Consider the following 21,835-nt stretch of genomic DNA (forward strand, 5'->3'; position numbering starts at 1 on the left):
GCAGTGTGCGAAGAGTGGGGGATCGCGCGTACGCAGATACGTTCCGCTTGACGCCCCGGAGAGTCCCCCTCATCGCAATGCGTGACGACCCCGGAGCGCCAACTGCGTGAATTCCCAAGGCCATCGGAGATTCATCCGGACGGCCGAACACGTTCCGTCACGACCCCCCTCTCTTCGAGAAGACCGACAGAATCGCCTGGCGTGTCAACTGCCAGCCATCGCCGTGTCGTTCGACGAACCCCAGTGAGCGCAACTCGTACAGCCGACCGACAACCTCGTCCACCGCCGTGCCCGCCCCCAGCGCGATCTCCCGCGCCCCCGCGCTCCCGCGGGCGGGCAGCGCGGCCAGGACGCGCGCGGCCTGAGGGGCGAGCAGATCGCGCGGCACCACCGGGCCGCGCCGCTGGGGCGCCACGTCGCCCATGTCCCCCACCAGCTCGACGACTTCCGCGGCATCGGTCACCAGAACACCCTCGCCGCGCAGGAGTTCATGCACGCCCGCCGAGAGGCCGCTGGTGGCGGGGCCCGGCACTCCCATCGTGTAGCGACCGAGCTCCTGGGCGCAGCGCGCCGTGACGAGCGCGCCGCTGCGGTACGCCGCCTCGACGACGACGCTGCCCCGGGTGAGCGCGGCGATCACTCGGTTCCGGAGGATGAATCTGCTCGGTGTCGGATGGTCCCCGGGCGGCAACTCCCCGACCACAAGGCCCTGTTCCGCGATCCGCCCGATCAACTCGGCGTGCCCGCGCGGATAGGGCCGGTCGACCCCGCACGCGAGCACCGCCACCGTGGCACCGCCCGCTCCGAGCGCACCCCGATGCGCCGCGCCGTCCACCCCGTAGGCCCCGCCCGAGACAACCACCCAGCCCCGCTCGGCGAGTCCCGCGCCGAGGCCTGCCGCCATGTGCGCGCCGTACTCCGTGCAGGCCCGCGCGCCGACCACGGCCACCGACCGCAGCGCCCATATCCGCAGGCTGGGCCGCCCCCGCACCCACAGCCCGACCGGTCTGGCGTCCCCGAGGTCGTCCAACTGCACGGGCCACTCCGCCTCCCCGGGACAGACGAACCGCACCCCGGCATCCCGCGCCACCGCCAGGTCCCGCGCCGGTCTCGCCCGCTCCGCACGGGCCCGCAGCCCTTCCCACCGCGCGGGTGTCACACCGTCGAGACGCTCCTCCCCCTGGTCGAGCCGCCGGACCACTTCGAGGGCCCCGGACTCTCGCAGCCACCGCCCGCCCACCTCGTCCCCCGGTTCGAGGATCCGGGTCAGGGCGGCCCTGGCCAGGCGCTCCTCGTCCGAGCCGGATCCGGACGTCATGCCAGCGCCCCGATCGCCATCGGCACGCCCCGCGGCACCCCCGTACGCAGCTGCAGCGCCAGGCCCACGTCCAGTGCGCAGGGCCGGTCGCGGCCCGCGAGGTCCGCGATGGTCCAGGCGACCCGCAGCACACGGTCGAGCCCTCGTGCGGTCAGGAAGCCTCGCTCCAGGTCCACTTCGGCCGCGTCCAGGGCGCCCGGATCGGCGGGCCACCGCGTACGCAGCGCATGTCCGGGGACCTCGCTGTTCGTCCGCCAGCCGGTGTCGGCGAGCCGGGCCGCCGCTCTCTCCCGGGCGGTGCGCACCCGGTCCGCGACGGTCTGCGTGGAGTCGCCCCGCGTGCCGTACCCGGACAGTTCGGATCGCGTGACGGGCTCCACCTCGACCTTCAGGTCGATCCGGTCCAGCAGCGGCCCCGAAAGCCGCGCCTGGTAGCGGCGGACCGCGGACGCCGGGCATTCGCAGCCGTCGCCCAGCAGGGTGTGCCTGCCGCACGGGCAAGGGTTGGCCGCAAGGACCATCAGGAACTTCGCGGGCAGCCGCACCACCCCCGCGCTGCGGGCGATCACCACATGGCCCGCTTCGAGCGGCTGTCGCAAGGAGTCCAGCGTCTGGCTGCTGAATTCCGGCGCCTCGTCGAGGAAGAGCACGCCACGGTGAGCCAATGAGACCGCCCCCGGCCGTGCCAGCCCCTTGCCGCCGCCCACGAGGGACTGCATCGTCGCGGAGTGGTGCGGCGCGCAGTACGGCGCGACGTCCACCAGCGGCTTGCCCGGTGGCAGCATGCCCGCCACCGAGTGGACGGCGGTCACCTCCAAGGACTCCTCGCGGGTGAGCCGGGGCAGGATCGCCGGCAGCCGCTCGGCGAGCATCGTCTTTCCGGCGCCCGGCGGCCCCTGCAGAAAGAGGTGGTGTGCCCCCGCGGCGGCCACCTCCACGGCGGTCCGCGCAGACACCTGCCCGACCACGTCCGCCAGGTCCAGCGCATGGGCGTCGTCAAAGCCGCCGCTGAGCCCCGCCCCGACCCCCGTTCCGGGGACACAGAGCCCGGCGAGCAGCGGGTCGGGGCGCCCCGGCTCGTCCGGCTCCTCCACCGGCACCGGCTCATCGGTGAGCACGGCGATCAGCTGCCGCAGGCTGCGCACCCCGAGCACCGAGATGCCCGGCACCAGGGCCGCCTCGGCCGCCGTGCAGTCCGGGACGACGACCTGCTCATAGCCCGCGTCGGCCGCCGCGAGGACCGCCGGAAGCACCCCGCGGACCGGCCGCACCCGCCCGTCGAGCCCCAGCTCGCCGATCATCACGATGTCGGCGAGCACCCGGGGATCGATCCGCTCCGCGGCCCCGAGCACCGCACAGGCCACAGCCAAGTCGAATCCGCTGCCGCCCTTCGGCACCGAAGCCGGGCTGAGCCCCACCGTGAGCTTCTTCTGCGGCCACTCACCCCCAGAATTGACCACGGCGGCCCTGACCCGGTCCTTGCTCTCCGTCAGGCTCTTGTCGGGGAGCCCGACCAGCGTGAACGCGGCGACGCCCGGCTCCAGATCGGCCTGCACCTCGACGACGACGCCCTCGACACCCACCAGCGCCACGGAACACGTACGCGCGAACCCCATCAGGCCACCCCCCGCGCGTGCTCCACGACGGGGGCGCCGCGCCGTGGGATCAGCACACCTACGAGGTCGATCCGGACTCCGCCCGGCGGCGGACCGCCGCGCTCCTCGATCCAGCGCTCGGCCAGGCGCCGCAGCCGCTCCGCCTTGGCGCGGCCCACGGCTTCCATCGGATGCTGATAGATCGCCGAGCCCGCCAGGCCCGCCCTGCGTGTCTTGACCTCGCAGACGACGAGCGCTTCGCCGTCCATCGCCACGATGTCGATCTCGCCGGTCCTGCCACCGCGCCAGTTGCGCGCCAGAACCGTCATCCCGGCTTCACCCAGCCGCCGCGCGGCCAGTTCTTCGCCGTACCGCCCGAGTGCCCCCCGTGCGTTCATGTCGGCACCACCTCCGACACCCACATTGAGGCCCGGTCCCGAGCCTTGTGGATCTTGGTGGACGACTCACGCGTTGTGGATAACCCACTCACCCGATGCGGTGAACTCAGCCGCCCGGCAGCTCGAGATCACTCTTGTTGAGCTCTTCGATGTTCACGTCCTTGAACGTGAGCACCCGCACCTGCTTCACAAAACGTGCGGGCCTGTACATGTCCCACACCCAGGCATCCGCCATGGATACCTCAAAGAAAACCTCACCCTGGACCGAGTGCACCTGCATCTCGTAGTCATTGGTGAGGTAGAAGCGCCGTTCGGTCTCGATCACATATTTGAACAGACCGACGACATCGCGGTACTCCCGGTAGAGCTTCAGCTCCATCTCGGTCTCGTACTTCTCGAGGTCCTCGGCGCTCATGGCATGTTCCCCTTCAGCCTTGCGTCCCCCTATTGTGCGTCAGCCCCCTGAGCCCCTACACGATTTCCGTGTCGAGGATCTCGGGCCTGCCCGGAGGACCCTCGTCGAGCAGCCTGCGAAGCAACTCGGCGAGCCTGGTCGGATACACCGTCTCATGTGCCTCGGTCAGTTCCTGGCACGTCCACCAACGCGCTCCGGCCACGCTCCGCTGTTCAAGCTCCGTCAGCCCCGTGGCCCTGGTCGCCGTCTGTGACGTACGAGCCAGGAAGTACCGCTCGTCCTGGTCCCAGCGCCGTCCGGCGAAGGGAAAGGAGCAGATTCGCTGCCACAGGGCGGGGCCGAGCTCGACCTCGGTGATGCCCGTCTCTTCCATCAGTTCACGCAGCGCGGCCTGTTCATGCGTCTCGTCGCCCTCCAGACCGCCGCCGGGTGTGAACCACCAGTCGTCCGCCGGATTCCCCGGCTCGTACCCGTGCAGCAGCAGGATCCGGTCCTGCGGGTCGAGGAGGACGACCCGGGCGACCTTGCGCAGCGGCCGCGCCGTCCGCTCAGCCGACATGAGCTGCCTCTCCCGAACGGCCACGGCTGCGCGCCCGCTCACGCCCGCGGCCAAGACGCTTGGCCACCGGACCGTAGGCGGCGCCGCCCAGGACGAGGACCGCTCCGGACACCACGGCGGTCACCATCAGCTGCAGCGGGCCCGGATCGGAGATGCCGCCCGACATGTCCGCGAAGCCGTCGGGGCGCTCCAGCATCCCGAACTTGCCCATCGGCCAGGCCACCGCGTCGACCCGCCCCTCGACCGCGCCGCGCGGCACGGAGCCGTGCTCGCCGTCGCCCAGGTGCACGCTGGAGTCCAGGGAGCCGCTGCGCTCGTCGCCGAGCAGGAAGAGCCGGCCCTTGGGCACGGTCGTGGCGGGGATCCCGGTGGCCGCGGCCCCCGCGCCATCGGGGAGATACGGTTCTGCGACCTGCTTGCCGTTGACCATCAGCTTGCCGTCCGTGCAGCAGGAGATCCGGTCGCCGCCGACGCCGACCACCCGCTTGACCATCGGCAGGTCGCCCCAGCTCGCCTGCCGGAAGACGACGACGTCACCGCGGCGCACCTCGCTCCCGTCGATCCGCTGGGCGAGGACCCGGTCCCCCGCGCCGATCGTCGGCGTCATGGACCCGGTGGGCACGGTGTAGGGCTGGTACACGACGGCGCCCCACACGAAGCCGCCGAGGAAGAGCACACAGCCGAGGGCCACGGCCAGTCCCGACAGCACGCTGCCGAGCCGCCCGCGGCCCTCGTCCGTACGTTGTGTCCTGCTCATCCCAGTGCTCCCCCATGTCGGAGACGACCTCGCGCCCCAACGAACAGGGGTACGGAAGATCAGCGATCTGGGACGGCACCCTACCCGGCGGTACCTCCGCCAGAAACCCTCGTGCTCCCGGCCGCGGCCGCCGTGAGACGGCGCCTGCGCCACAGCACGACCGGCACGGCACCCGCGAGCCCGAGGGCACCCGGTGCGGCGCTCAGCGCGGCGCTGATGCCCGGCTGGTCGAAGGTGTCCGGCTTGGGCAGCGTCGCCCAGCGGGTGGGCGGCCAGGCGATCACGATGGCACGGCCCACGACGTTGTCCACGGGGACGGCGCCGCCGCCCGGCTGGTTCTGGTGGTAGCGGGAGTCCAGCGAGTTCTGCCGGTGGTCGCCCATGACCCAGATCTTGCCCGCGGGCACGGTGACCTTGAACTGGCCGCCCTGGTCGTCGACGCTGCACGGCGTGTTGCCCTCGAAGACGTACGGCTCGTTCAGCGCCTTGCCGTTGACCTTCACCGGTCCCGTGCCCTTGCACTCCACCGTGTCGCCGCCGACCCCGATGACCCGCTTGATCAGGTCCTTCTCGTCGGCGGACGGCATCAGGCCGACCCAGCCGAGGACCCGCTGGATCGCGTTCGGGTCGGGGGTCGGTTCGCCGTCCAGCCAGTGACCGGGGTCCCTGAAGACGACGACCTCGCCGCGCTCGGGCTCCGAGCCGAACCACGGTGTCAGCTTGTCGACCAGGACCCGGTCGCCCTGCTGCAGGGTGTTCTGCATCGAGTCCGAGGGAATCGAGAACGCCTGCACCAGGAAGGTCTTGATCACCAGCGCCAGGATCAGCGCGATGCCGATGAGGAGCGGCAGCTCCTTCCAGAAGGAGCGGGGCTTCTTCGCCCCCTTGGGCGGCTTCCCTTCCAGATCGCCGGGTGCGGGCCTGTCGCCCGCGGTGTCACTTCCGGGGGTCACGCCGTCCGCTGCGGCCTCGACCTCCGGCTCGTCTGATCGCCCTGGCTGCTCCTCGGGCCCACCGTGTCCGGACCGTGCGCCGACCGCCACATCCCCCACATCCACTCCTCAGTCCGTGCCGCTGCCTGCCCCATATCCGATGCAGGCCCACCACTCCCATAACGAGCGGGAGTTCCGCAGGGGTCGGGAGTCCGGTCAATCCGTATCGATGGCCAGGAGCCACCCTATGCGACGGTCCGAGGGCAACGTCCGATCCTGCTGGCGCGTCGGGCACCGACGCGTACGTATCCGGCTCCTCCAGCTTGCGCCAGTGGTCGAAGGGCCAGGCGATGACGAGTGCGCGCCCGACCACGCTCTCTTCGGAGACGGTGCCGCTGAACTTCTCGGTGCGGTGGAAGCGGGAGTCGGCCGAGTCGGAGCGGTGGTCACCCATCACGAAGAGGCGCCCCTCAGGGACCTTCACCTTGAACTCGAAGGACGACGGCTCGTCCTTGTCCTCGGGGTGGATGTACGGCTCGGTGAGCGGCACGCCGTTGACGGTGACCTTGCCGTCCTTGTCACAGCACTTCACGGTGTCGCCGCCGACGCCGACCACGCGCTTGATCAGGTCCCGTTCGTTGTCGGAGGGCAGCAGACCGATGAAGGTCAGGCCCTCCTTGAGCTGCTTGACCCCTACGGGGTCGTCCTTCTTCTTGCCCTTCTCGTCCTCGAGCCAGCCCCCGGGGTCCTCGAAGACGACGACGTCGCCGCGCTCCGGCTTGGCGCCGAACCACGGGGTGAGCTTGTCGACGAGTACGCGGTCGCCGATCTTGATCGTCTGCTCCATCGAGCCCGACGGGATCACGAAGGCCTGCACCAGGAAGGTCTTCAGGACCAGGGCTATGAGGAGCGCGACGCCTATGAGGAGGGGTATCTCCTTGATCGCCGAGCGCTGCCTGCGCCGCTTGACCTTCTTGGCGAGCTTGCGCCGCTCGGCCCTGCCGGGCAGCACGGGGCCGCTGGTGGGCCGGGATCCGGTGGGCAGTCGGGTGTCGGCGCGATGGCTGGCGCGTGTGCGTCCGCGGTTACCCATGCGCGCCGCCTGGTGCCGGCACGCGCGCGTAGCCGCCGGGACGCTCCAGGGAGGTCCAGCGTCCGATGGGCCAGGCGATCCAGTCCGCTCTGCCGATGACGGAGTCGACGGGGATCATTCCGCCGCCCGGCTGCCCCAAGTGGTCGCGGGAGTCACGGGATTCGCTGCGGTGGTCCCCGAGAAGGAACAGGCTGCCTTCGGGTACGACGACGTCGAAGGGCACCTTGGAGGGGGCGTCCCCCGGGTACAGGTAGGGCTCGTCGACGGGTTCGCCGTTCACCTTGATCCTCCCCCGCTTGTCGCAGCAGACCACGCGGTCTCCCCCCACTCCTGCGACCCGCTTGATGTAGTCGGCATCTCCGAAGTAGCCGCTGCCGTCGAAGACGACAGCGTCACCCCGCTGCGGCTCGGAACCGAAACGGTACGCCAACTTGTTGACGAGTACCCGGTCTCCGACCCGGAACGCGGGCTCCATCGAGCGGCTGGGGATCTGGAACGGCTGCACCACAAAGGTGCTGACGAGCAGCAGGAACATCGTGCAGATGAGCAGGGTGAGGGTGGCTCTGCCGCCCGGCAGCCAGGCGACGAACGACACAAAAGCGGAGCGCGACCGATCCTCCGCCCCCGCGGACTCCCCGACGCGCTCGGCGTCCTGGGAATCGGTGGGTGGGGAGGAGCGGTCGCGCTCCGTGTGCTGTGCTTCGGTGTCCATCGGAGCCAGATGCTATCCGGCTCCGATGTGAACCAGTGCGCCAGCTCAGCTGTCGCGCTTCTCCTTGATCTTCGCGGCCTTGCCGCGCAGGTCACGGAGGTAGTACAGCTTCGCGCGGCGCACGTCACCGCGGGTGACGAGCTCGATCTTCTCGACGATCGGGGTGTGCACCGGGAAGGTGCGCTCGACGCCGACGGAGAAGGAGACCTTGCGGACCGTGAAGGTCTCGCGCACGCCGGCACCCTGGCGACGGATGACTACGCCCTTGAACTGCTGCACACGGGAGCGGTTGCCCTCGATGACGCGCACGTGGACGTTGACGGTGTCACCCGGGCGGAAGGCCGGGACGTCGGTGCGCAGCGAAGCGCTGTCGACGGAGTCGAGCAGGTTAGCCATGATCGTCTGCTTTCTTCACTGATGCCACAGGTCATCAGCGGGAGATTCGTGATGAGGATTCGATAGCTGATCGCGTCGGGCGAGCGTCGTTCCCCCTGTGGCAGGGGCGCACGCTGGACGTACAGCAGCGGCCTATTCTTCCACGGCGTCGGGGTGTCGCCCAAATCGGCCGTCGGGACCGGGCCGCCAGCCCAGGATGCTGAGCATTTCGCGGTCCTTCTTGTCGAAGGCCGCGGGGTCGCAACGCTCGATCAGATCGGGCCTGTTGCGGGTCGTGCGGCGCAGCGCCTCGTCCCTGCGCCAGCGCGCGATCTTGCCGTGGTGGCCGCTGAGCAGCACATCCGGAATGCCCTGGCCGCGCCACTCGGGGGGCTTCGTGTAGACGGGCCCTTCGAGGAGGTTCGCCATCGCGCCGGGGGCGAAGGAGTCGTCGCGGTGGGACTCGGCGTTGCCCAGGACGCCGGGCAGGAGCCGGGCCACGGCCTCGGTGACGACCAGGACGGCCGCCTCGCCGCCGGCGAGGACGTAGTCGCCGATCGACACCTCGTAGACGGGCATCCGGGTCGCGTACTCGTCGATGACGCGGCGGTCGATGCCCTCGTAGCGTGCGGGCGTGAAGACCAGCCAGGGCCGCTCGGAGAGCTCGACGGCCAGCTCCTGGGTGAAGGGGCGCCCGCTGGGCGTGGGGACGACCAGGACAGGCCCGTGGGCGCCTGCCTCGTACCCGTCGGCGAGCGCGTCGTCGAGGGCCGCGCCCCAGGGCTCGGTCTTCATGACCATGCCGGGGCCGCCGCCGTAGGGGGTGTCGTCGACCGTGTTGTGCCGGTCGTACGTCCACTCCCTGAGGTCGTGCACGTTCACGTCGAGCTGTCCACGCGCGCGTGCCTTGCCGACGAGGGAGACGTTCAGGGGTTCCAGGTACTCGGGGAAGATCGTGACGACGTCGAGCCGCATCAGGCGTCGCCCTCCGGGGCGGCCTCGGCGTCGCGCGTGGAGACGATCTCCGCGCGGTCGTCGATCAGGCCGGGCGGCGGGTCGATGATCGCCCGCTGCTCCTCCAGGTCGATCTCGGTGACGATCTCCTCCACGAAGGGGATCATCACCTCGCTGCCGTCGGGCCGCTCGACGATGAAGAGGTCCTGCGACGGCAGGTGTGAGATCTCGGTGATCCGGCCGACCTCGAGCCCGTCCTTGGTGACGACGTCGAGGTCCATCAGCTGGTGGTCGTAGTACTCGTCCTCGTCTTCCGGAAGCTCTTCCGGATCGACCTCCGCGATCAGCAGCGTGTTGCGCAGCGCCTCGGCGCCCGTGCGGTCGCGTACGCCCTCGAAGCGCAGCAGCAGACGGCCGCTGTGCACCCGGCCGGTCTCGATGGTCAGCGGCCCCGTGGAAGCGGGGTCGGTGGCCAGGACGGCGCCGGGGCCGAGCCGCAGTTCCGGCTCGTCCGTGCGCACCTCGACGGTGACCTCACCCTTGATGCCGTGGGCGCGGCCGATCCGCGCGACTACCAGCTGCACTGCTCTCTCTCCTGTCATGTGCCCACGGCGTTCCTCCGTCGGCGGCTACCAACGACTACGGGCCGGGGAAGGCCCAGAAGCCCTCCCCGGCCCGTGCCGGTGCTGCGTGCGGTTCAGTGAACCTGGTCCACGTCGACGAGGTCGACGCGGACACCGCGGCCGCCGATGGCGCCCACGACGGTCCGCAGAGCCCGCGCGGTGCGGCCGTTACGGCCGATCACCTTGCCGAGGTCATCGGGGTGTACCCGGACCTCCAGAACGCGCCCACGGCGCAGGTTGCGCGAGGCGACCTGCACGTCGTCGGGGTTGTCGACGATGCCCTTCACGAGGTGCTCGAGAGCCTCCTCGAGCATGCTCAGGCCTCGGTCGACTCGGCAGACTCGGCCTTGGCCTCGTCCGCCTTCTTGTCAGCCTTCTTGGCCTTCTGGGTGATGGCCTCACCCTTGGCGTCGTCGCCCTCGAGGCCCTTGGTGAAGGCCTCGAACGCGGCGCGCTTGTCCTTGGGCTCGGCGACGAGCAGCGGCGCCGGGGCCGGCAGGCCCTTGTGCTTCTGCCAGTCACCGGTGAGCTTCAGGATCGCCATGACCGGCTCGGTCGGCTGAGCGCCGACGGAGAGCCAGTACTGCGCGCGCTCCGAGTCGACCTCGATGCGCGAGGGGTTCTGCACCGGGTGGTACAGGCCGATCTCCTCGATGGCCCGGCCGTCACGGCGGGTACGGGAGTCGGCGACGACGATGCGGTAGTGAGGCGAACGGATCTTGCCCAGACGCTTCAGCTTGATCTTGACTGCCACTGGAGTGGTGTCTCCTGGTCTTGACGTGGTTGGGCACAACGAGATGCCACGTGGGGTTGCGGTACTCGGGGTGCCCGATGGACGCGTCAGCCGGAGGCGAGAGGGTTCCTATGCGGCTGTCGAGTACAGCTAGCCATTGTGCCATACGCCTCCGGGACGACCGAACCTGGTAGGTCGCCCCGGTCCAGCTCAGCCGCGTCAGCCGGCGGCGGCGCCGACCACTTCCGGGATGCGGAAGGGCTTGCCGCAACCGCCGCAGACGATGGGCGCCTGGGCGAGCACCGACGGGACCACGCGCACGTTGCGCCCGCAGTCGCAGACCGCCTTGACGCGGACTCCGCCTCCGGAGGAGCCGTGCCGCGCGGCCGGGCCGCGGAAGCTGCGCGCCGTGTCGGCGGCCGTCGCCGCGGTGTGCGCCTTGAGGGCACGCTGCAGGCGCTCGATCGTCGGGCGGTAGCGCTTGCGTGCCTCGGGGTTGAGCGTGACCAGTGAGAAGCCGCTGCTCGGGTGCGGCTCCTCGGGGTGGTCGAGGCCCAGCTCCTCGGCGATCGCGAGGAATCTGCGGTTGTGATAGCGGCCCGCGCGTGAGGTGTCGCGTACGCCGCGTGAGGCGGCGATGCCATGGACTGCCTCATGGAGCAGTCGCTCGAAGGAGAGCTCGGCGCCGCAGGCGGACGACGATTCTCCGATCAGGGATTCGGGCGCGGCAAGGTCTGGCAGCTCGGGGTGGTGCCGCTGAATGTCGGCCCACGCCTGTGCCAGCTCTGCGGCGAGAACAGGTGGTGTCGTGCTCACGTCGTGAACAACGAGCCGGGATGCCCAGGGGTTCCATTCCGGGGCATCCCAAATAATTTGCACGTACCCGTCAGTTGCCATTGATGCGTCCGGACGAGGGCGGGTGCGCTGATCTGCGGAGAAGCCTCGCAGCTCACACCAAGCCGGTACGTAGTAGCGCGTACGTCCTACCGGCTCCCGTGGGGCCCCTGTCGCCTGAAGAGGCGTACGGGCCGGAATCGCGCACTCAGTAGGCGCGGGCCACGACAGCGACGTTACCGGGCGCGTCATCGGCGTCCGGCACCGACCCGTCCTCCGCGACCAGACACCGTACGGAGACGGAGTGCTCGGCGAGCGCTGCCTCACCCTCCGGGCCCAGCGCGGCCCACGGGATGCGGGCCCAGCCGCCGGCGGCAGCGGCCTCCACTGCCTGGTCGACGGTGGTGACGTCCGAGGTGCGGGACTCGCGGCGTTCACGGGCCTGTGCCAGGAGCAGCTTCTGGTCCTCTTCGAGGACGGTGGGCAGCAGCGCGGTCAGGGAGTCGATCGCGACCGGTTCCTTGCCGCCCGGGATGCGCCGGGCCACCATCGCCGTGCCGTTCTCCAGGTCGCGCGGGCCGATCTCGACGCGGACCGGCACCCCCTTGAGCTCCCAGTCGACGGCACGGCGCCCGAAGGGCGTGTCCGTGCGGTCGTCGACCTGGACGCGTACGCCCGCCGCCTTGAGGCGGTCGCCGATCTCGCGGACCTTCGCGAGCACCGCTTCGTCGCCCTTGACGGCGAGGACGACGACCTGGACGGGCGCGAGGCGCGGCGGCACCCGCAGGCCGTTGTCGTCGCCGTGCATCATCACCAGGGCGCCGACCATCCGTGTCGTACTGCCCCAGGAGGTCTGCCAGACGAGCTCCTGCTTGCCTTCCTTGGACAGGTACTGGGTGTGGAAGGCCTTGGCGAAGTTCTGGCCGAGCTCATGGCTCGTGCCGAGCTGGAGGGCCTTTCCGTCGCCCATCATGCCTTCGAGGGTGAGCGTGTTGATGGCGCCGGCGAAGCGCTCCTGGGCGGTCTTGCGGCCCAGGACGAAGTCCATCGCCAGGACCTCGCGCATGAAGTCCCCGTAGACGTGCTCGTGGATGCGGGCTGCGAAGTCCCGTGCTTCCTCCCGCGTCGCGTGCGCGGTGTGGCCCTCCTGCCAGAGGAACTCCGACGTGCGCAGGAAGAGGCGGGGCCGCAGCTCCCAACGGACCACGTTCGCCCACTGGTTGATCAACAGCGGCAGGTCGCGGTAGCTCTGCACCCACTTGGAGAAGTACTCGTTGACGATCGTCTCGGAGGTGGGGCGGACGACGACCGGCTCCTCGAGCTCCTTGCCGCCGCCGTGCGTGACGACGGCCAGTTCGGGGGCGAAGCCTTCGACGTGCTGGGCCTCCCGGGTCAGATACGACTGGGGGATGAAGAGCGGGAAGTACGCGTTCTGGGTGCCCGTCTCCTTGATGCGGGCGTCCATGTCCTGCTGCATCCGCTCCCACAGGCCATAGCCGTACGGTCGGATCACCATGGTGCCGCGCACCGGCCCGTTGTCGGCCAGCTCGGCCTTGTTGATCAGATCCTGGTACCAGCGCGGAAAGTCTTCCGCCCGGGGCGTGAGAACGGGTGCTTTGGCCATGGCGCGCATGGTACGGCGGAGCCTCCCGCAGGGCGCGGAATTTACGGCTCCAGGGGGCGCACAACGGTGGCACGCAAGCATTGCCACACAACCCCTGGACTCCACGACGGATGCGGAGTTCTCTGGCATACGGGGGGAGTGCGAGCGCACTGCACGGGGGCGGACGAACCGTTTGAATACGACACTCCAGTAACTCTCGGCGGATTGGGGCGCTTTCGATGACACCTACACTCGCGCAGCCGCGCCGTCCCCGCGCGGGCACGACCCCCCGCGTGGACCGGTGCGCACGCGCGCGTGACTGGGCGGAGATCCAGGAACGGATGCTGGTTCCGCTCTATGAAGCGGTGTACGAACGACTCGAAGTGGGCGGTGGAACCCGGCTCCTCGGCCTCGGCTGCGGCTCCGGACTCGCCCTCCTGATGGCCGCCTCACGCGGCGCGGCCGTCACCGGTGTCGACCCGTCCGCGCCCGAGCGGCTCGCCCTCGCGCGCGAACGCCTGCTGCCCGACGCGGCCTTGGGCACACGCCCGCGCGGCGACACCCGTCTCGTCGAGGGCGGCCCCGCCGACGTGGCGGGGCCGGACGTACCCGCGTACAACCTGGTGACCGCGTTCCAGCCGATCGGCTGCATGGCGGGCGACTCCGAGGGCCTCTCCGCCCTTCTGGAGGCCGCCGCACCGCTCGCCGGGCGCGGCACGCCCGTGGTGCTCGCCGGCTGGGGTCCGCCGGAGCGCTGCACGACCTCTTCGGTACTGAAGGTGGCGACCAAGCTCGCCGACCCTCTCCGTAGTACGGGGAGTTGGCGCCCCGCGCTCCGGGACGACCTGGAGGAGGTGGCCCAGCGGGCCGGGCTCAAGCCGGACGGGTCGGGCCGGGTCGCGTGCCCCTTCGGGTATGCGGACACCGAGAGCGCGGTCCGGGGCCTCCTTTCGACGGGCCTGTTCGACGCGGCGGTGGGCGCGACGGATCGGGCGCAGGTCGAGAAGGAGGTGACGGAGGCGCTGCATCCGCATCAGCGGCGGGACGGGACGGTGTGGATGCCCAACGTGTTCCGGTACCTGATCGCGCGTACGCCCTAGCCCAGAGCGTCCTGGAGCCGCTCCAGGAGGGCCCTGGCGGCAGGGCCCGCCGGCCCGTCCGTGCGCCAGGCCAGCGCGATCCGGCCCCGCGGCCGCGGATCCGTGATCTCCAGGGTGCGCAGCCCGTACGCGGCCGCCGTACGGGGTTCGAGCGCCGGAAGCACGGCCACGCCCATGCCACGGACGACGAGTTGGACGAGCACCTGCGGCGCCGCCGCCTCGAAGGCGATGCGGGGCCGGACGCCGGCCTGCGCGCAGGCGCGGTCGAGCACCCCCCGCAGGCCGGTCCCCCGCGGCAGGCTGATCAGCGGTCGGTCCCGGAGCTCCGCCAGCGGAACGGTCGTACGGCCCGCGGGGGTGAGCAGCGGGTCGCCCGGGAGCACGACGGCGACCAGGGGTTCGTCGATCACGAGCCGGAAGGAGACGCCCGGTGGCGGCTCCTCGTCCGCGAGGCCCAGCAGGGCGATGTCGAGTTCCCCGCGGCGCAGCGCGGCGAGCATCCGGTCCGATGTGTCCTCGGTGAGGGCGATCTCGACATCCGGGTGGGCGTCGTGGAAGTCGGCGAGCACGGAGACCACGTCGAACTCGTGGGTGGCCGCGCCGGACACGAGGCCGAGCGTGACCTGGCCGCGCAGCAGTCCGGTGAACGCGTCCGCGGTGTGCCGCATCCCATCGGCGGCGGCGAGCGCGGCCCGTGCGTAGGGCAGGACGGCCGCCCCCACCTCCGTGAGGGTCACCGACCGTCCCGAGCGGTCCAGGAGGGGCTGCCCGAGCTCCCGTTCCAGTTGCCGGATCTGGGCGCTCACCCCCGGCTGGGCCAGATGCAGACGGGCTGCGGCGCGGGTGAAGTTGGCCTCCTCGACCACGGTCACGAAGTACTGCAGTTGCCGGAGTTCCATAACTGAGCATGCTAGTCGCGAGAAGATCCAGCTCTTGGACTTATGGCCGAGCGCTCGCGACCCTGGAGGCGTGGACATCAGAACCGCCATCGCCGCCGAACGCCGAGACCTCGCCGACCTGCTCGACGGCCTGCCGTCACCGCAGTGGGACGCGCCGACCCTGTGCGCGGGGTGGCGGGTGCGGGAGGTCGCGGCGCACATGTCGCTGGGTTTCCGCTACTCGCTCCCCGGGACCCTGGCCGAGCTCGTCAAGGCGCGCGGCAGCCTGCACCGGATGACCGACCGCTGCGCCCGCAAGGACGCCGCCGCCTTCTCCCCCAGGGAGCTCGCCGCGTTCCTCCGGGACAACGCGGACCACCCGTGGCAGCCGCCCACCGCCGGGATCGAGGGGGCGCTGGGGCACGACGTGGTCCACGGTCTCGACATCTCGGTCGCCCTGGGGCTCGACCGCAGGGTTCCCCTGGACCGCGTACACATCCTTCTTAAGAAGGTCACGCCCAAGAGCACCAAGTTCTTCGGGGCGGACGTCGCCGGGGTCGAACTGCGCGCCGACGACCTCGACTGGAGCTACGGCAGCGGCACACCGCTGACCGGCGCCGCGCAGGACCTGCTGCTGGTCCTGTACGGCAGGAAGCTCCCCCCGGGGCATCTCCGGGGAGAGCTCGGGTCCCGCTTCGCCACCGAACCGGCTGCCTAGTCGGCGTCCTTGGTGAGCCGTGTAATGCCGGCGACCCGGTAGGCGGTCGCCTCCTCCAGGGTCTCGTGCGCGAGCAACGCCTCGGCCAGGTCGTCCAGTTGGCCGCGGTGGTCCCGGAGTTGGCGGCATGCGCTCTCGTAGCACTCGTCGACGATGCGGCGCATCTCGTGGTCGATCGCGTCGAGGGTGCCCGGGGCCGCCGCGAGTCCGTAGGGCTGCTGGCCGTCGTTCGGCAGGGCGGAAAAACGGCCCACGCGCTCGCTCATGCCCCAGCGGGCGACCATGCCGCGGGCGATGTTGGTGACCTGTTCGAGGTCGCTCTCGGCGCCCGTCGTGATGACACCGAAGACGACGTGCTCGGCCGCCATGCCGCCCAGCGCGCCGACGATACGGCCGCGCAGATACTCCTCCGTGTACGCGTACTTGTCGGCGTCCGGAGTCGACAGGGTGACCCCGAGTGCGCGCCCCCGGGGCACGATCGTGATCTTCCGTACCGGGTCGGCGCCCGGCTGCAGCATGCCGAGGAGCGCGTGGCCGCTCTCGTGGTATGCCGTGCGCCGCCGCTCCTCGTCGGGCATGACCAGCGGCCGCTCGGCACCGAGCTGCACCTTCTCCAGGGCCTCGGAGAGATCGGCCTTGGTGACCTTCTTCTGCTTGCGCTTGACGGCGAGCAGGGCGGCTTCGTTGGCGAGGTTGGCGAGCTCCGCGCCGGTCATCCCCGGTGTCGTACGGGCGACTTGGGCCAGGTCGGCGTCGTCCGCGAGGGGGATCTCGCGCGTGTGGATCTTGAGGATGGCCTCGCGGCCGCCGCGGTCGGGCGGGCTGACGGTGACGACCCGGTCGAAGCGGCCCGGCCGGGTCAGGGCGGGGTCGAGAATGTCGGCACGGTTGGTGGCCGCGAGGACGATCACGCCCTCGGAGCCCGAGAAACCATCCATCTCGGTGAGGATCTGGTTCAGCGTCTGCTCGCGCTCGTCGTGACCGCCCATGCCGCTGCCGCCGCCGCGCGCCCGCCCGATGGTGTCGATCTCGTCGATGAAGATGATGGACGGCGCGACTTTCCTGGCCTCGGCGAAGAGTTCGCGTACGCGCGACGCTCCGACGCCCACGATCATCTCGATGAACTCCGAGGCGGACGCCGAGAAGAAGGGCACCCCCGCCTCACCGGCCACGGCCCGCGCAAGGAGCGTCTTGCCGGTGCCCGGAAGACCCGCGAGCAGCACGCCGCGCGGCATCTTCGCGCCCATGGTGCGATAGGCCTCGGGGTTCTTCAGGAAGTCGACGACATCGCTGAGCTCGCCCTCGACCTCGTCGATGCCCGCCACGTCCTCGAAGGTGGTGCGCTTCTCGCCGGGTTCGAGCTCCACCGGCTTCGGCGGCGCCTTGCGCCCGAGCATGCCGCCCGCGCCGCCCACCCCCGATCTCATCCGCCGCGCGATGAAGATCCACAGGACGACGAGCAGCAGCATCGGGGCGAGCGAGATGAGCAGGTTCGCGAGGAAGCTGCGCTCCTGGACGACGGGCTCGGCGGTGACGGTGACGTCGTGCTCGGTCAGCTCGTCCCAGAGCTTGTCGTCGGCGAAGGCGGGCCGCTGGGTGGTGAACTTGGTGTACTTCCCCTTCTCGTCACCCGGCTTCTCCTGCTCCTTCTTGAGCTGCCCCTGGATCGCGTCGCCCTTGGCGTAGATCTTCGTGACGTTCCCGGAGTCGACCTGCTTGCTGAACTCCGTGTACGAGATCGTCGGCTCGTCGCCCTCGTTGAAGAAGGAGAGGACGAGGTTGGCGACGAGATAGACGATGAGCGCCGTGAGGATGAGCCCGCCCCACCCGCCCGGCATCTTCTTCTTGGGCGGCGGCTTGGGCTCGGGCGGGGGCGCGCCCTCGGAGCGCCAGGGCTTGTCGGGCGCCCGGCGCGGCGGCACAGGGTTGCTCATATCCGGACGTTACGACACAAATACCTGCCGGGCACTCGCTCCCGAAAAACGCCTGAGGCGCCCCTCTCCGAAGAGGGGCGCCTCAGGCGGCGTACGACATACGAGGCGTCAGCCCATGAACTTCTTGAACTCGTCCGGAAGCTCGAAGTTCTTGTCCTGCTGGCCCGCGGGGAGGCCGAAGGCGCCGCCTTCCTGCGCCGCCTGCTCGCGGCGGGCGGCGTCCTCCAGCTCCTGCTGTTTGCGCTTCATCGGGTTGCCGGAGCGCTGCTTGCCCTTGGCCTGCTTCTGCTTCTTCTTCTGCTTGCCGGCACCGCCGCCCATGCCCGGCATCCCGGGCATACCCGGCATGCCGCCGCCCTGGGCCATCCGCGACATCATCTTGCGGGCCTCGAAGAACCGCTCGACCAGGTTCTTGACCGCGCTGACCTCGACGCCGGAACCCTTGGCGATACGGGCACGGCGCGAGCCGTTGATGATCGTCGCGTCCTGCCGCTCGGCGGGCGTCATGGACTTGATGATCGCGGCGGTCCGGTCGACGTCCCGCTCGTCCAGATTGTTGATCTGATCCTTGATCTGCCCCATGCCGGGCATCATGCCGAGCAGCTTGCTGATGCTGCCCATCTTCCTGACCTGCTCCATCTGGGCCAGGAAGTCGTCGAGCGTGAAGTCCTTGCCCTTGCTGCTCGCCAGCTTGGAGGCCATCTTCTCGGCCTCTTGCTGCGAGAAGGTCTGCTCGGCCTTCTCGATGAGCGTGAGCATGTCGCCCATGCCGAGGATGCGGGACGCCATGCGGTCCGGGTGGAACGCGTCGAAGTCGTCCAGCTTCTCGCCGTTCGAGGCGAACATGATCTGGCGCCCGGTGACCTGCGCGATCGAAAGGGCAGCACCACCACGGGCGTCACCGTCGAGCTTCGAGAGCACGACACCGTCGAAGCCGACGCCGTCACGGAAGGCCTCCGCCGTGTTGACGGCGTCCTGGCCGATCATCGCGTCGACGACGAAGAGGACCTCGTCGGGGCTGACGGCGTCGCGGATGTCCGCGGCCTGCTCCATCAGCTCCTGGTCGATGCCGAGGCGTCCCGCGGTGTCGACGATGACCACGTCGTACTGCTTGGACCTGGCGAACTCGACGGAGTCCTTGGCGACCTGGACCGGGTCGCCCACACCGTTGCCCGGCTGGGGCGCGTAGACGCCGACGCCGGCGCGCTCGGCGACCACGGAGAGCTGGTTCACGGCGTTCGGGCGCTGGAGGTCACACGCCACGAGCAGCGGCGCATGGCCCTGGCCCTTCAGCCAGAGGCCGAGCTTTCCGGCGAGGGTGGTCTTACCGGCACCCTGCAGACCCGCGAGCATGATCACCGTGGGCGGGTTCTTGGCGAACCGCAGGCGTCGCGTCTCGCCACCCAGGATGCCAATGAGCTCCTCATTGACGATCTTGATGACCTGCTGGGCGGGGTTGAGCGCCTGGGAGACCTCGGCTCCGGCGGCGCGCTCCTTGACCTGCTTGATGAAGGCACGGACGACGGGCAGCGCGACATCCGCCTCGAGCAGGGCGATGCGGATCTCGCGGGCCGTGGCGTCGATGTCCGCCTCGGACAGGCGGCCCTTGCCCCGGAGGTTCTTGAATGTCGCTGCGAGGCGGTCGGAGAGAGTATCGAACACGGCGGTCGCGAATCCTCGGGTCGAAGGGGACAGGTCGCCCTCCAGGGTATCTGCTGGGCGCTGGAGGGTACCCCGCCCCTTCGGGTCTGCGTATTTACCCCTTTTCCGGGCACTGAGAGGGGGCCGCGCGGCCACCCCGCCCCCGCACGCCACCCCCTACCCCCGCAACGCCTCCTCCACGGCCCGCGCCACCCCCGCGGCCCGCTCCCCCGACAGCGGGGCCCGCGGCCGCCCCTCTCCCCCCGTCACATAGAAGGCGTCCACCGCGTTCGCCCCCAGCGTCGACACATGCGCACTGCGCACCACCACCCCGGCGGACTCCAGCGCCCGCCCGATCCGGTGCAGCAGGCCCGGCGCGTCCTGGGCCCGTACCTCGATGACCGTGGCGAGCCGCGACCCGGCCGACGCCACCGTCACCCGGGGCGGCGGCGCCACCGTGCCGCGCCGCCGCGGATACGCCGCGTCACGTTCGGCGAGGCGGCCCGCGATGTCCAGGGAGCCGTCGAGCGCCCGCACCAGGTCCGCCCGCAGCCGTGCCGCCTGCGGCAGGGACCCGTACTCCGCCGCGACCCGCCAGTTCAGCAGGAGCACGGAGTCCTCGCCCCCGGTCGGCAGACCCACCGCGCGGAACTCCGCGGTCCGCACCGCGAGCCGGTGCATGGCGAGCACTCCCGCGACGGCGGGCAGCACCCCGGCCTGCTCCGGCACCGCGATGACGAGCTCCACCCCCAGCGGCTCCGGATCGCCCCCGGGCTCGGCCGACTCCCCCTCGGTCTGCGCCCGCAGCGACAGCACTGGCCCTCCCGTACGGAACGCCTCCACCGCAAGCCGCTCCTGCTCGGCCGTGGGCGCCTCGTCCTCGGCCGGCGCCCCCGCGGGCTCGTCCCCCGAGAGGACCCCCGCGACCCGCTTCACCAGGTCGGCGACGAGCGACCCCCGCCACGCCGACCAGGCCGCGGGCCCCGTGGCCAGCGCGTCCGCCTCCGTCAGCGCGTGCAGCAGCTCCAGAGTCCCCGTCGAGCCGACCGCTTCGGCCACCGAACGCACGGTCGCCGGATCGTCGAGGTCCCGCCGCGTGGCCGTCTCGACGAGCAGCAGGTGATGCCGCACCAGCGTCGCGAGCACCGCCACATCCGCCCGGTCGAACCCGATCCGGGCGGCGACATCCCGGGCGATGATCTCCCCGGCCACCGAGTGGTCCCCCGGCCACCCCTTGCCGATGTCGTGCAGAAGCCCCGCGACAAGGAGCAGGTCGGGCCGCCCCACCCGCCGCGTCAGATCGGCGGCCCGCACGGCGGTCTCCACCAGATGCCGGTCGACGGTCCACGTGTGCACGGCGTTCCGCTGCGGCCTGCACCGCACCCGCTCCCAGTCCGGAAGCAGCCGCGTGATCAGCCCCTCGGCCTCCAGCGCCTCCCACACCTCGACGGTCGGCCGCCCCGCGCCGAGGAGCGTCACCAGCTGCTCCCGCGCCTCTGCGGGCCACGGCGTGGGCAGCGGCCGCACCGTGGCGGCCATCCGGCGCACCGCGTGCAGCGACAACGGAAGACCGGCCTGCGCCGCGGCCGCCGCCGCCCGCAGCGGAAGCACCGGGTCACGCTCGGGCCGGGCGGCCCGCGCGAGGACGACCTCCCCGTCCTGCTCGACGACCCCCTCGGCCAGCGGCGACCGCTCGGCGGTCGCCGCCCCCTTGCCTCCCCCGAGCATGGCCCGCAGCCGCGGCCGCACGGACCGGGACCGCAGCACGCGCCCCACCTCGCGCCACGTCACATCACTGGCGTACGAAACGGTGCGAGCGGCCTCGTACACCTGACGCAGCAAGGTGTCGGCGTCCAACAGGCCCAATTCCGCCGCGACTTGATCCTGCTCCTGGAGGGCGAGCCGGTCCGTGGCCCGTCCCGTGGTCAGATGCAGCGCGTCCCGCACGTCCAGCAACCGCCGCCGCGCGTCGGAAAGCCCCTCCCGAGGCGCGTCCGCCAGCCACGACGCGGCGACGGCCCGCAGCGCGGTCGCATCCCGCAGGCCGCCCCTGGCCTCCTTCAGGTCCGGCTCCAGGAGATAGCTCAACTCCCCCTGCCGCTCGGCCCGTTCCTCGCACAGCTCGCGCAGCTCCGGCAGCCGCTTGGGCGCGAGGTTGCGCCAGTCGGCGAGCACGGCCGTGCGAAGCCCGGCCGTCAGACCCAGGTCACCCGCGATGTGCCGCGCGTCGAGCAGCCCCAGCTGCACCTTCAGGTCCTCGCCCGCGGTCTTGCGGGCCTCCACCGGCGTACGCACGGAGTGATCGAGCGCGAGCCCGAGGTCCCAGACGGGGTACCAGATGCGGTCCGCGAGGGACGCCACCTCGCCGGGGTCCGCGCTGCCGTCGTGCAGGAGGAGCAGATCGAGGTCGCTGCGCGGTGAGAGCTCGCCACGGCCGTAGCCCCCCACCGCGACCAGGGACGTCCCCTTCGGCGTGCCCGCGGCCGTGAAGAGCCCGGTCAGCCAGTCGTCCGTGAGGTCGGCGAGGGCCGAACGGCGCGGCGGCCCGGACTGCGCCTCTCCTTGGAGGAGGCGCAGCCGGGCCGCCGCGTAGCCGCTGGGGCCGGAGTCTTCCGAATCCGATTCGGTTCGTACGTCCACACTCGTCACCCAGCAGCTCCTGT

At 70.9% G+C, this 21,835-nt stretch carries 22 protein-coding genes; 2 read left to right on the forward strand and 20 right to left on the reverse strand.

Features of this window, described 5'->3' with window-relative positions:
• Window positions 1-157 precede the first annotated feature (157 nt).
• The 16 genes from dprA to proS all read right to left on the reverse strand — a co-directional run bounded on the left by dprA (window position 158) and on the right by proS (window position 12,922).
• The gene (gene dprA, locus AB0G47_RS23865; RefSeq protein WP_360773369.1) at window positions 158-1,318 is read right to left on the reverse strand and encodes a DNA-processing protein DprA; all 1,161 of its coding nucleotides are present in this window, start codon (window positions 1,316-1,318) and stop codon (window positions 158-160) included.
• Window positions 1,315-2,934, reverse strand: coding sequence for a YifB family Mg chelatase-like AAA ATPase (locus AB0G47_RS23870; protein WP_360773372.1), 1,620 nt, complete (start codon window positions 2,932-2,934; stop codon window positions 1,315-1,317). Before AB0G47_RS23870 ends, dprA begins: the two co-directional genes overlap by 4 nt.
• Window positions 2,934-3,311 carry a YraN family protein gene (locus AB0G47_RS23875; protein ID WP_360773375.1) on the reverse strand — a complete coding sequence of 126 codons (378 nt, stop codon included), beginning with the start codon at window positions 3,309-3,311 and terminating at the stop codon, window positions 2,934-2,936. The genes AB0G47_RS23870 and AB0G47_RS23875 overlap by 1 nt, the downstream gene beginning before the upstream one ends.
• A 106-nt stretch (window positions 3,312-3,417) precedes the next feature.
• A complete protein-coding gene (locus tag AB0G47_RS23880; RefSeq protein WP_003965949.1) occupies window positions 3,418-3,726 on the reverse strand; it encodes a DUF2469 domain-containing protein in 309 nt (102 codons plus the stop codon).
• 55 nt (window positions 3,727-3,781) lie between these two features.
• Window positions 3,782-4,285, reverse strand: coding sequence for an NUDIX hydrolase (locus AB0G47_RS23885; RefSeq protein ID WP_360773378.1), 504 nt, complete (start codon window positions 4,283-4,285; stop codon window positions 3,782-3,784).
• Complete coding sequence (gene lepB, locus AB0G47_RS23890) at window positions 4,275-5,042, reverse strand: signal peptidase I (protein ID WP_360773381.1); 768 nt, start codon at window positions 5,040-5,042, stop codon at window positions 4,275-4,277. The genes AB0G47_RS23885 and lepB (AB0G47_RS23890) overlap by 11 nt, the downstream gene beginning before the upstream one ends.
• A gap of 80 nt (window positions 5,043-5,122) precedes the next feature.
• Complete coding sequence (gene lepB, locus AB0G47_RS23895; protein WP_360773384.1) at window positions 5,123-6,094, reverse strand: signal peptidase I; 972 nt, start codon at window positions 6,092-6,094, stop codon at window positions 5,123-5,125.
• Entirely contained in the window at window positions 5,979-7,067 is a 1,089-nt protein-coding gene (gene lepB, locus AB0G47_RS23900; protein ID WP_360773387.1) for a signal peptidase I, read from the reverse strand. Before lepB (AB0G47_RS23900) ends, lepB (AB0G47_RS23895) begins: the two co-directional genes overlap by 116 nt.
• The gene (gene lepB, locus AB0G47_RS23905; RefSeq protein ID WP_360773390.1) at window positions 7,060-7,779 is read right to left on the reverse strand and encodes a signal peptidase I; all 720 of its coding nucleotides are present in this window, start codon (window positions 7,777-7,779) and stop codon (window positions 7,060-7,062) included. Before lepB (AB0G47_RS23905) ends, lepB (AB0G47_RS23900) begins: the two co-directional genes overlap by 8 nt.
• A gap of 45 nt (window positions 7,780-7,824) precedes the next feature.
• A complete protein-coding gene (gene rplS / locus AB0G47_RS23910) occupies window positions 7,825-8,175 on the reverse strand; it encodes a 50S ribosomal protein L19 (RefSeq protein ID WP_135334711.1) in 351 nt (116 codons plus the stop codon).
• A 132-nt stretch (window positions 8,176-8,307) separates the two neighbouring features.
• Window positions 8,308-9,129 (reverse strand): tRNA (guanosine(37)-N1)-methyltransferase TrmD, encoded by an 822-nt coding sequence (gene trmD / locus AB0G47_RS23915; RefSeq protein WP_135334710.1) that lies wholly within the window; start codon window positions 9,127-9,129, stop codon window positions 8,308-8,310.
• Window positions 9,129-9,692 carry a ribosome maturation factor RimM gene (rimM, locus tag AB0G47_RS23920; protein WP_360773395.1) on the reverse strand — a complete coding sequence of 188 codons (564 nt, stop codon included), beginning with the start codon at window positions 9,690-9,692 and terminating at the stop codon, window positions 9,129-9,131. The genes trmD and rimM overlap by 1 nt, the downstream gene beginning before the upstream one ends.
• Before the next feature lie 113 nt (window positions 9,693-9,805).
• Window positions 9,806-10,045: an RNA-binding protein gene (locus AB0G47_RS23925; RefSeq protein ID WP_030361979.1), complete on the reverse strand. Its 240-nt coding sequence runs from the start codon at window positions 10,043-10,045 to the stop codon at window positions 9,806-9,808.
• Between the two features lie 2 nt (window positions 10,046-10,047).
• Complete coding sequence (gene rpsP, locus AB0G47_RS23930; protein WP_135334708.1) at window positions 10,048-10,485, reverse strand: 30S ribosomal protein S16; 438 nt, start codon at window positions 10,483-10,485, stop codon at window positions 10,048-10,050.
• Between the two features lie 198 nt (window positions 10,486-10,683).
• Window positions 10,684-11,280, reverse strand: a complete 597-nt coding sequence (locus tag AB0G47_RS23935) for a hypothetical protein (RefSeq protein WP_351165389.1) — start codon at window positions 11,278-11,280, stop codon at window positions 10,684-10,686.
• Between the two features lie 226 nt (window positions 11,281-11,506).
• Window positions 11,507-12,922: a proline--tRNA ligase gene (gene proS, locus AB0G47_RS23940; RefSeq protein ID WP_360773399.1), complete on the reverse strand. Its 1,416-nt coding sequence runs from the start codon at window positions 12,920-12,922 to the stop codon at window positions 11,507-11,509.
• Between the two features lie 218 nt (window positions 12,923-13,140).
• Here proS and AB0G47_RS23945 point away from each other — a divergent pair, with 218 nt between their 5' ends.
• Window positions 13,141-14,001 carry an SAM-dependent methyltransferase gene (locus AB0G47_RS23945; protein WP_360773401.1) on the forward strand — a complete coding sequence of 287 codons (861 nt, stop codon included), beginning with the start codon at window positions 13,141-13,143 and terminating at the stop codon, window positions 13,999-14,001.
• Here AB0G47_RS23945 and AB0G47_RS23950 read toward each other — a convergent pair.
• Window positions 13,998-14,900, reverse strand: a complete 903-nt coding sequence (locus AB0G47_RS23950; protein ID WP_360773404.1) for a LysR family transcriptional regulator — start codon at window positions 14,898-14,900, stop codon at window positions 13,998-14,000. The genes AB0G47_RS23945 and AB0G47_RS23950 overlap by 4 nt on opposite strands.
• A gap of 70 nt (window positions 14,901-14,970) precedes the next feature.
• Here AB0G47_RS23950 and AB0G47_RS23955 point away from each other — a divergent pair, with 70 nt between their 5' ends.
• Complete coding sequence (locus AB0G47_RS23955) at window positions 14,971-15,597, forward strand: maleylpyruvate isomerase family mycothiol-dependent enzyme (RefSeq protein ID WP_360773407.1); 627 nt, start codon at window positions 14,971-14,973, stop codon at window positions 15,595-15,597.
• Here AB0G47_RS23955 and ftsH read toward each other — a convergent pair.
• The 3 genes from ftsH to AB0G47_RS23970 form a co-directional block, all read right to left on the reverse strand.
• Complete coding sequence (gene ftsH, locus AB0G47_RS23960) at window positions 15,594-17,531, reverse strand: ATP-dependent zinc metalloprotease FtsH (protein ID WP_360773409.1); 1,938 nt, start codon at window positions 17,529-17,531, stop codon at window positions 15,594-15,596. The genes AB0G47_RS23955 and ftsH overlap by 4 nt on opposite strands.
• A 108-nt stretch (window positions 17,532-17,639) precedes the next feature.
• Window positions 17,640-19,193, reverse strand: coding sequence for a signal recognition particle protein (gene ffh, locus AB0G47_RS23965; protein WP_360773412.1), 1,554 nt, complete (start codon window positions 19,191-19,193; stop codon window positions 17,640-17,642).
• A 156-nt stretch (window positions 19,194-19,349) separates the two neighbouring features.
• On the reverse strand, window positions 19,350-21,821 hold the full coding sequence (locus AB0G47_RS23970; RefSeq protein ID WP_360773414.1) for a [protein-PII] uridylyltransferase: 2,472 nt from the start codon (window positions 21,819-21,821) through the stop codon (window positions 19,350-19,352).
• Window positions 21,822-21,835: the final 14 nt, after the last annotated feature.

The organism is Streptomyces sp. NPDC021622 (assembly GCF_040640795.1).
In the GTDB taxonomy this organism is placed as follows: domain Bacteria; phylum Actinomycetota; class Actinomycetes; order Streptomycetales; family Streptomycetaceae; genus Streptomyces.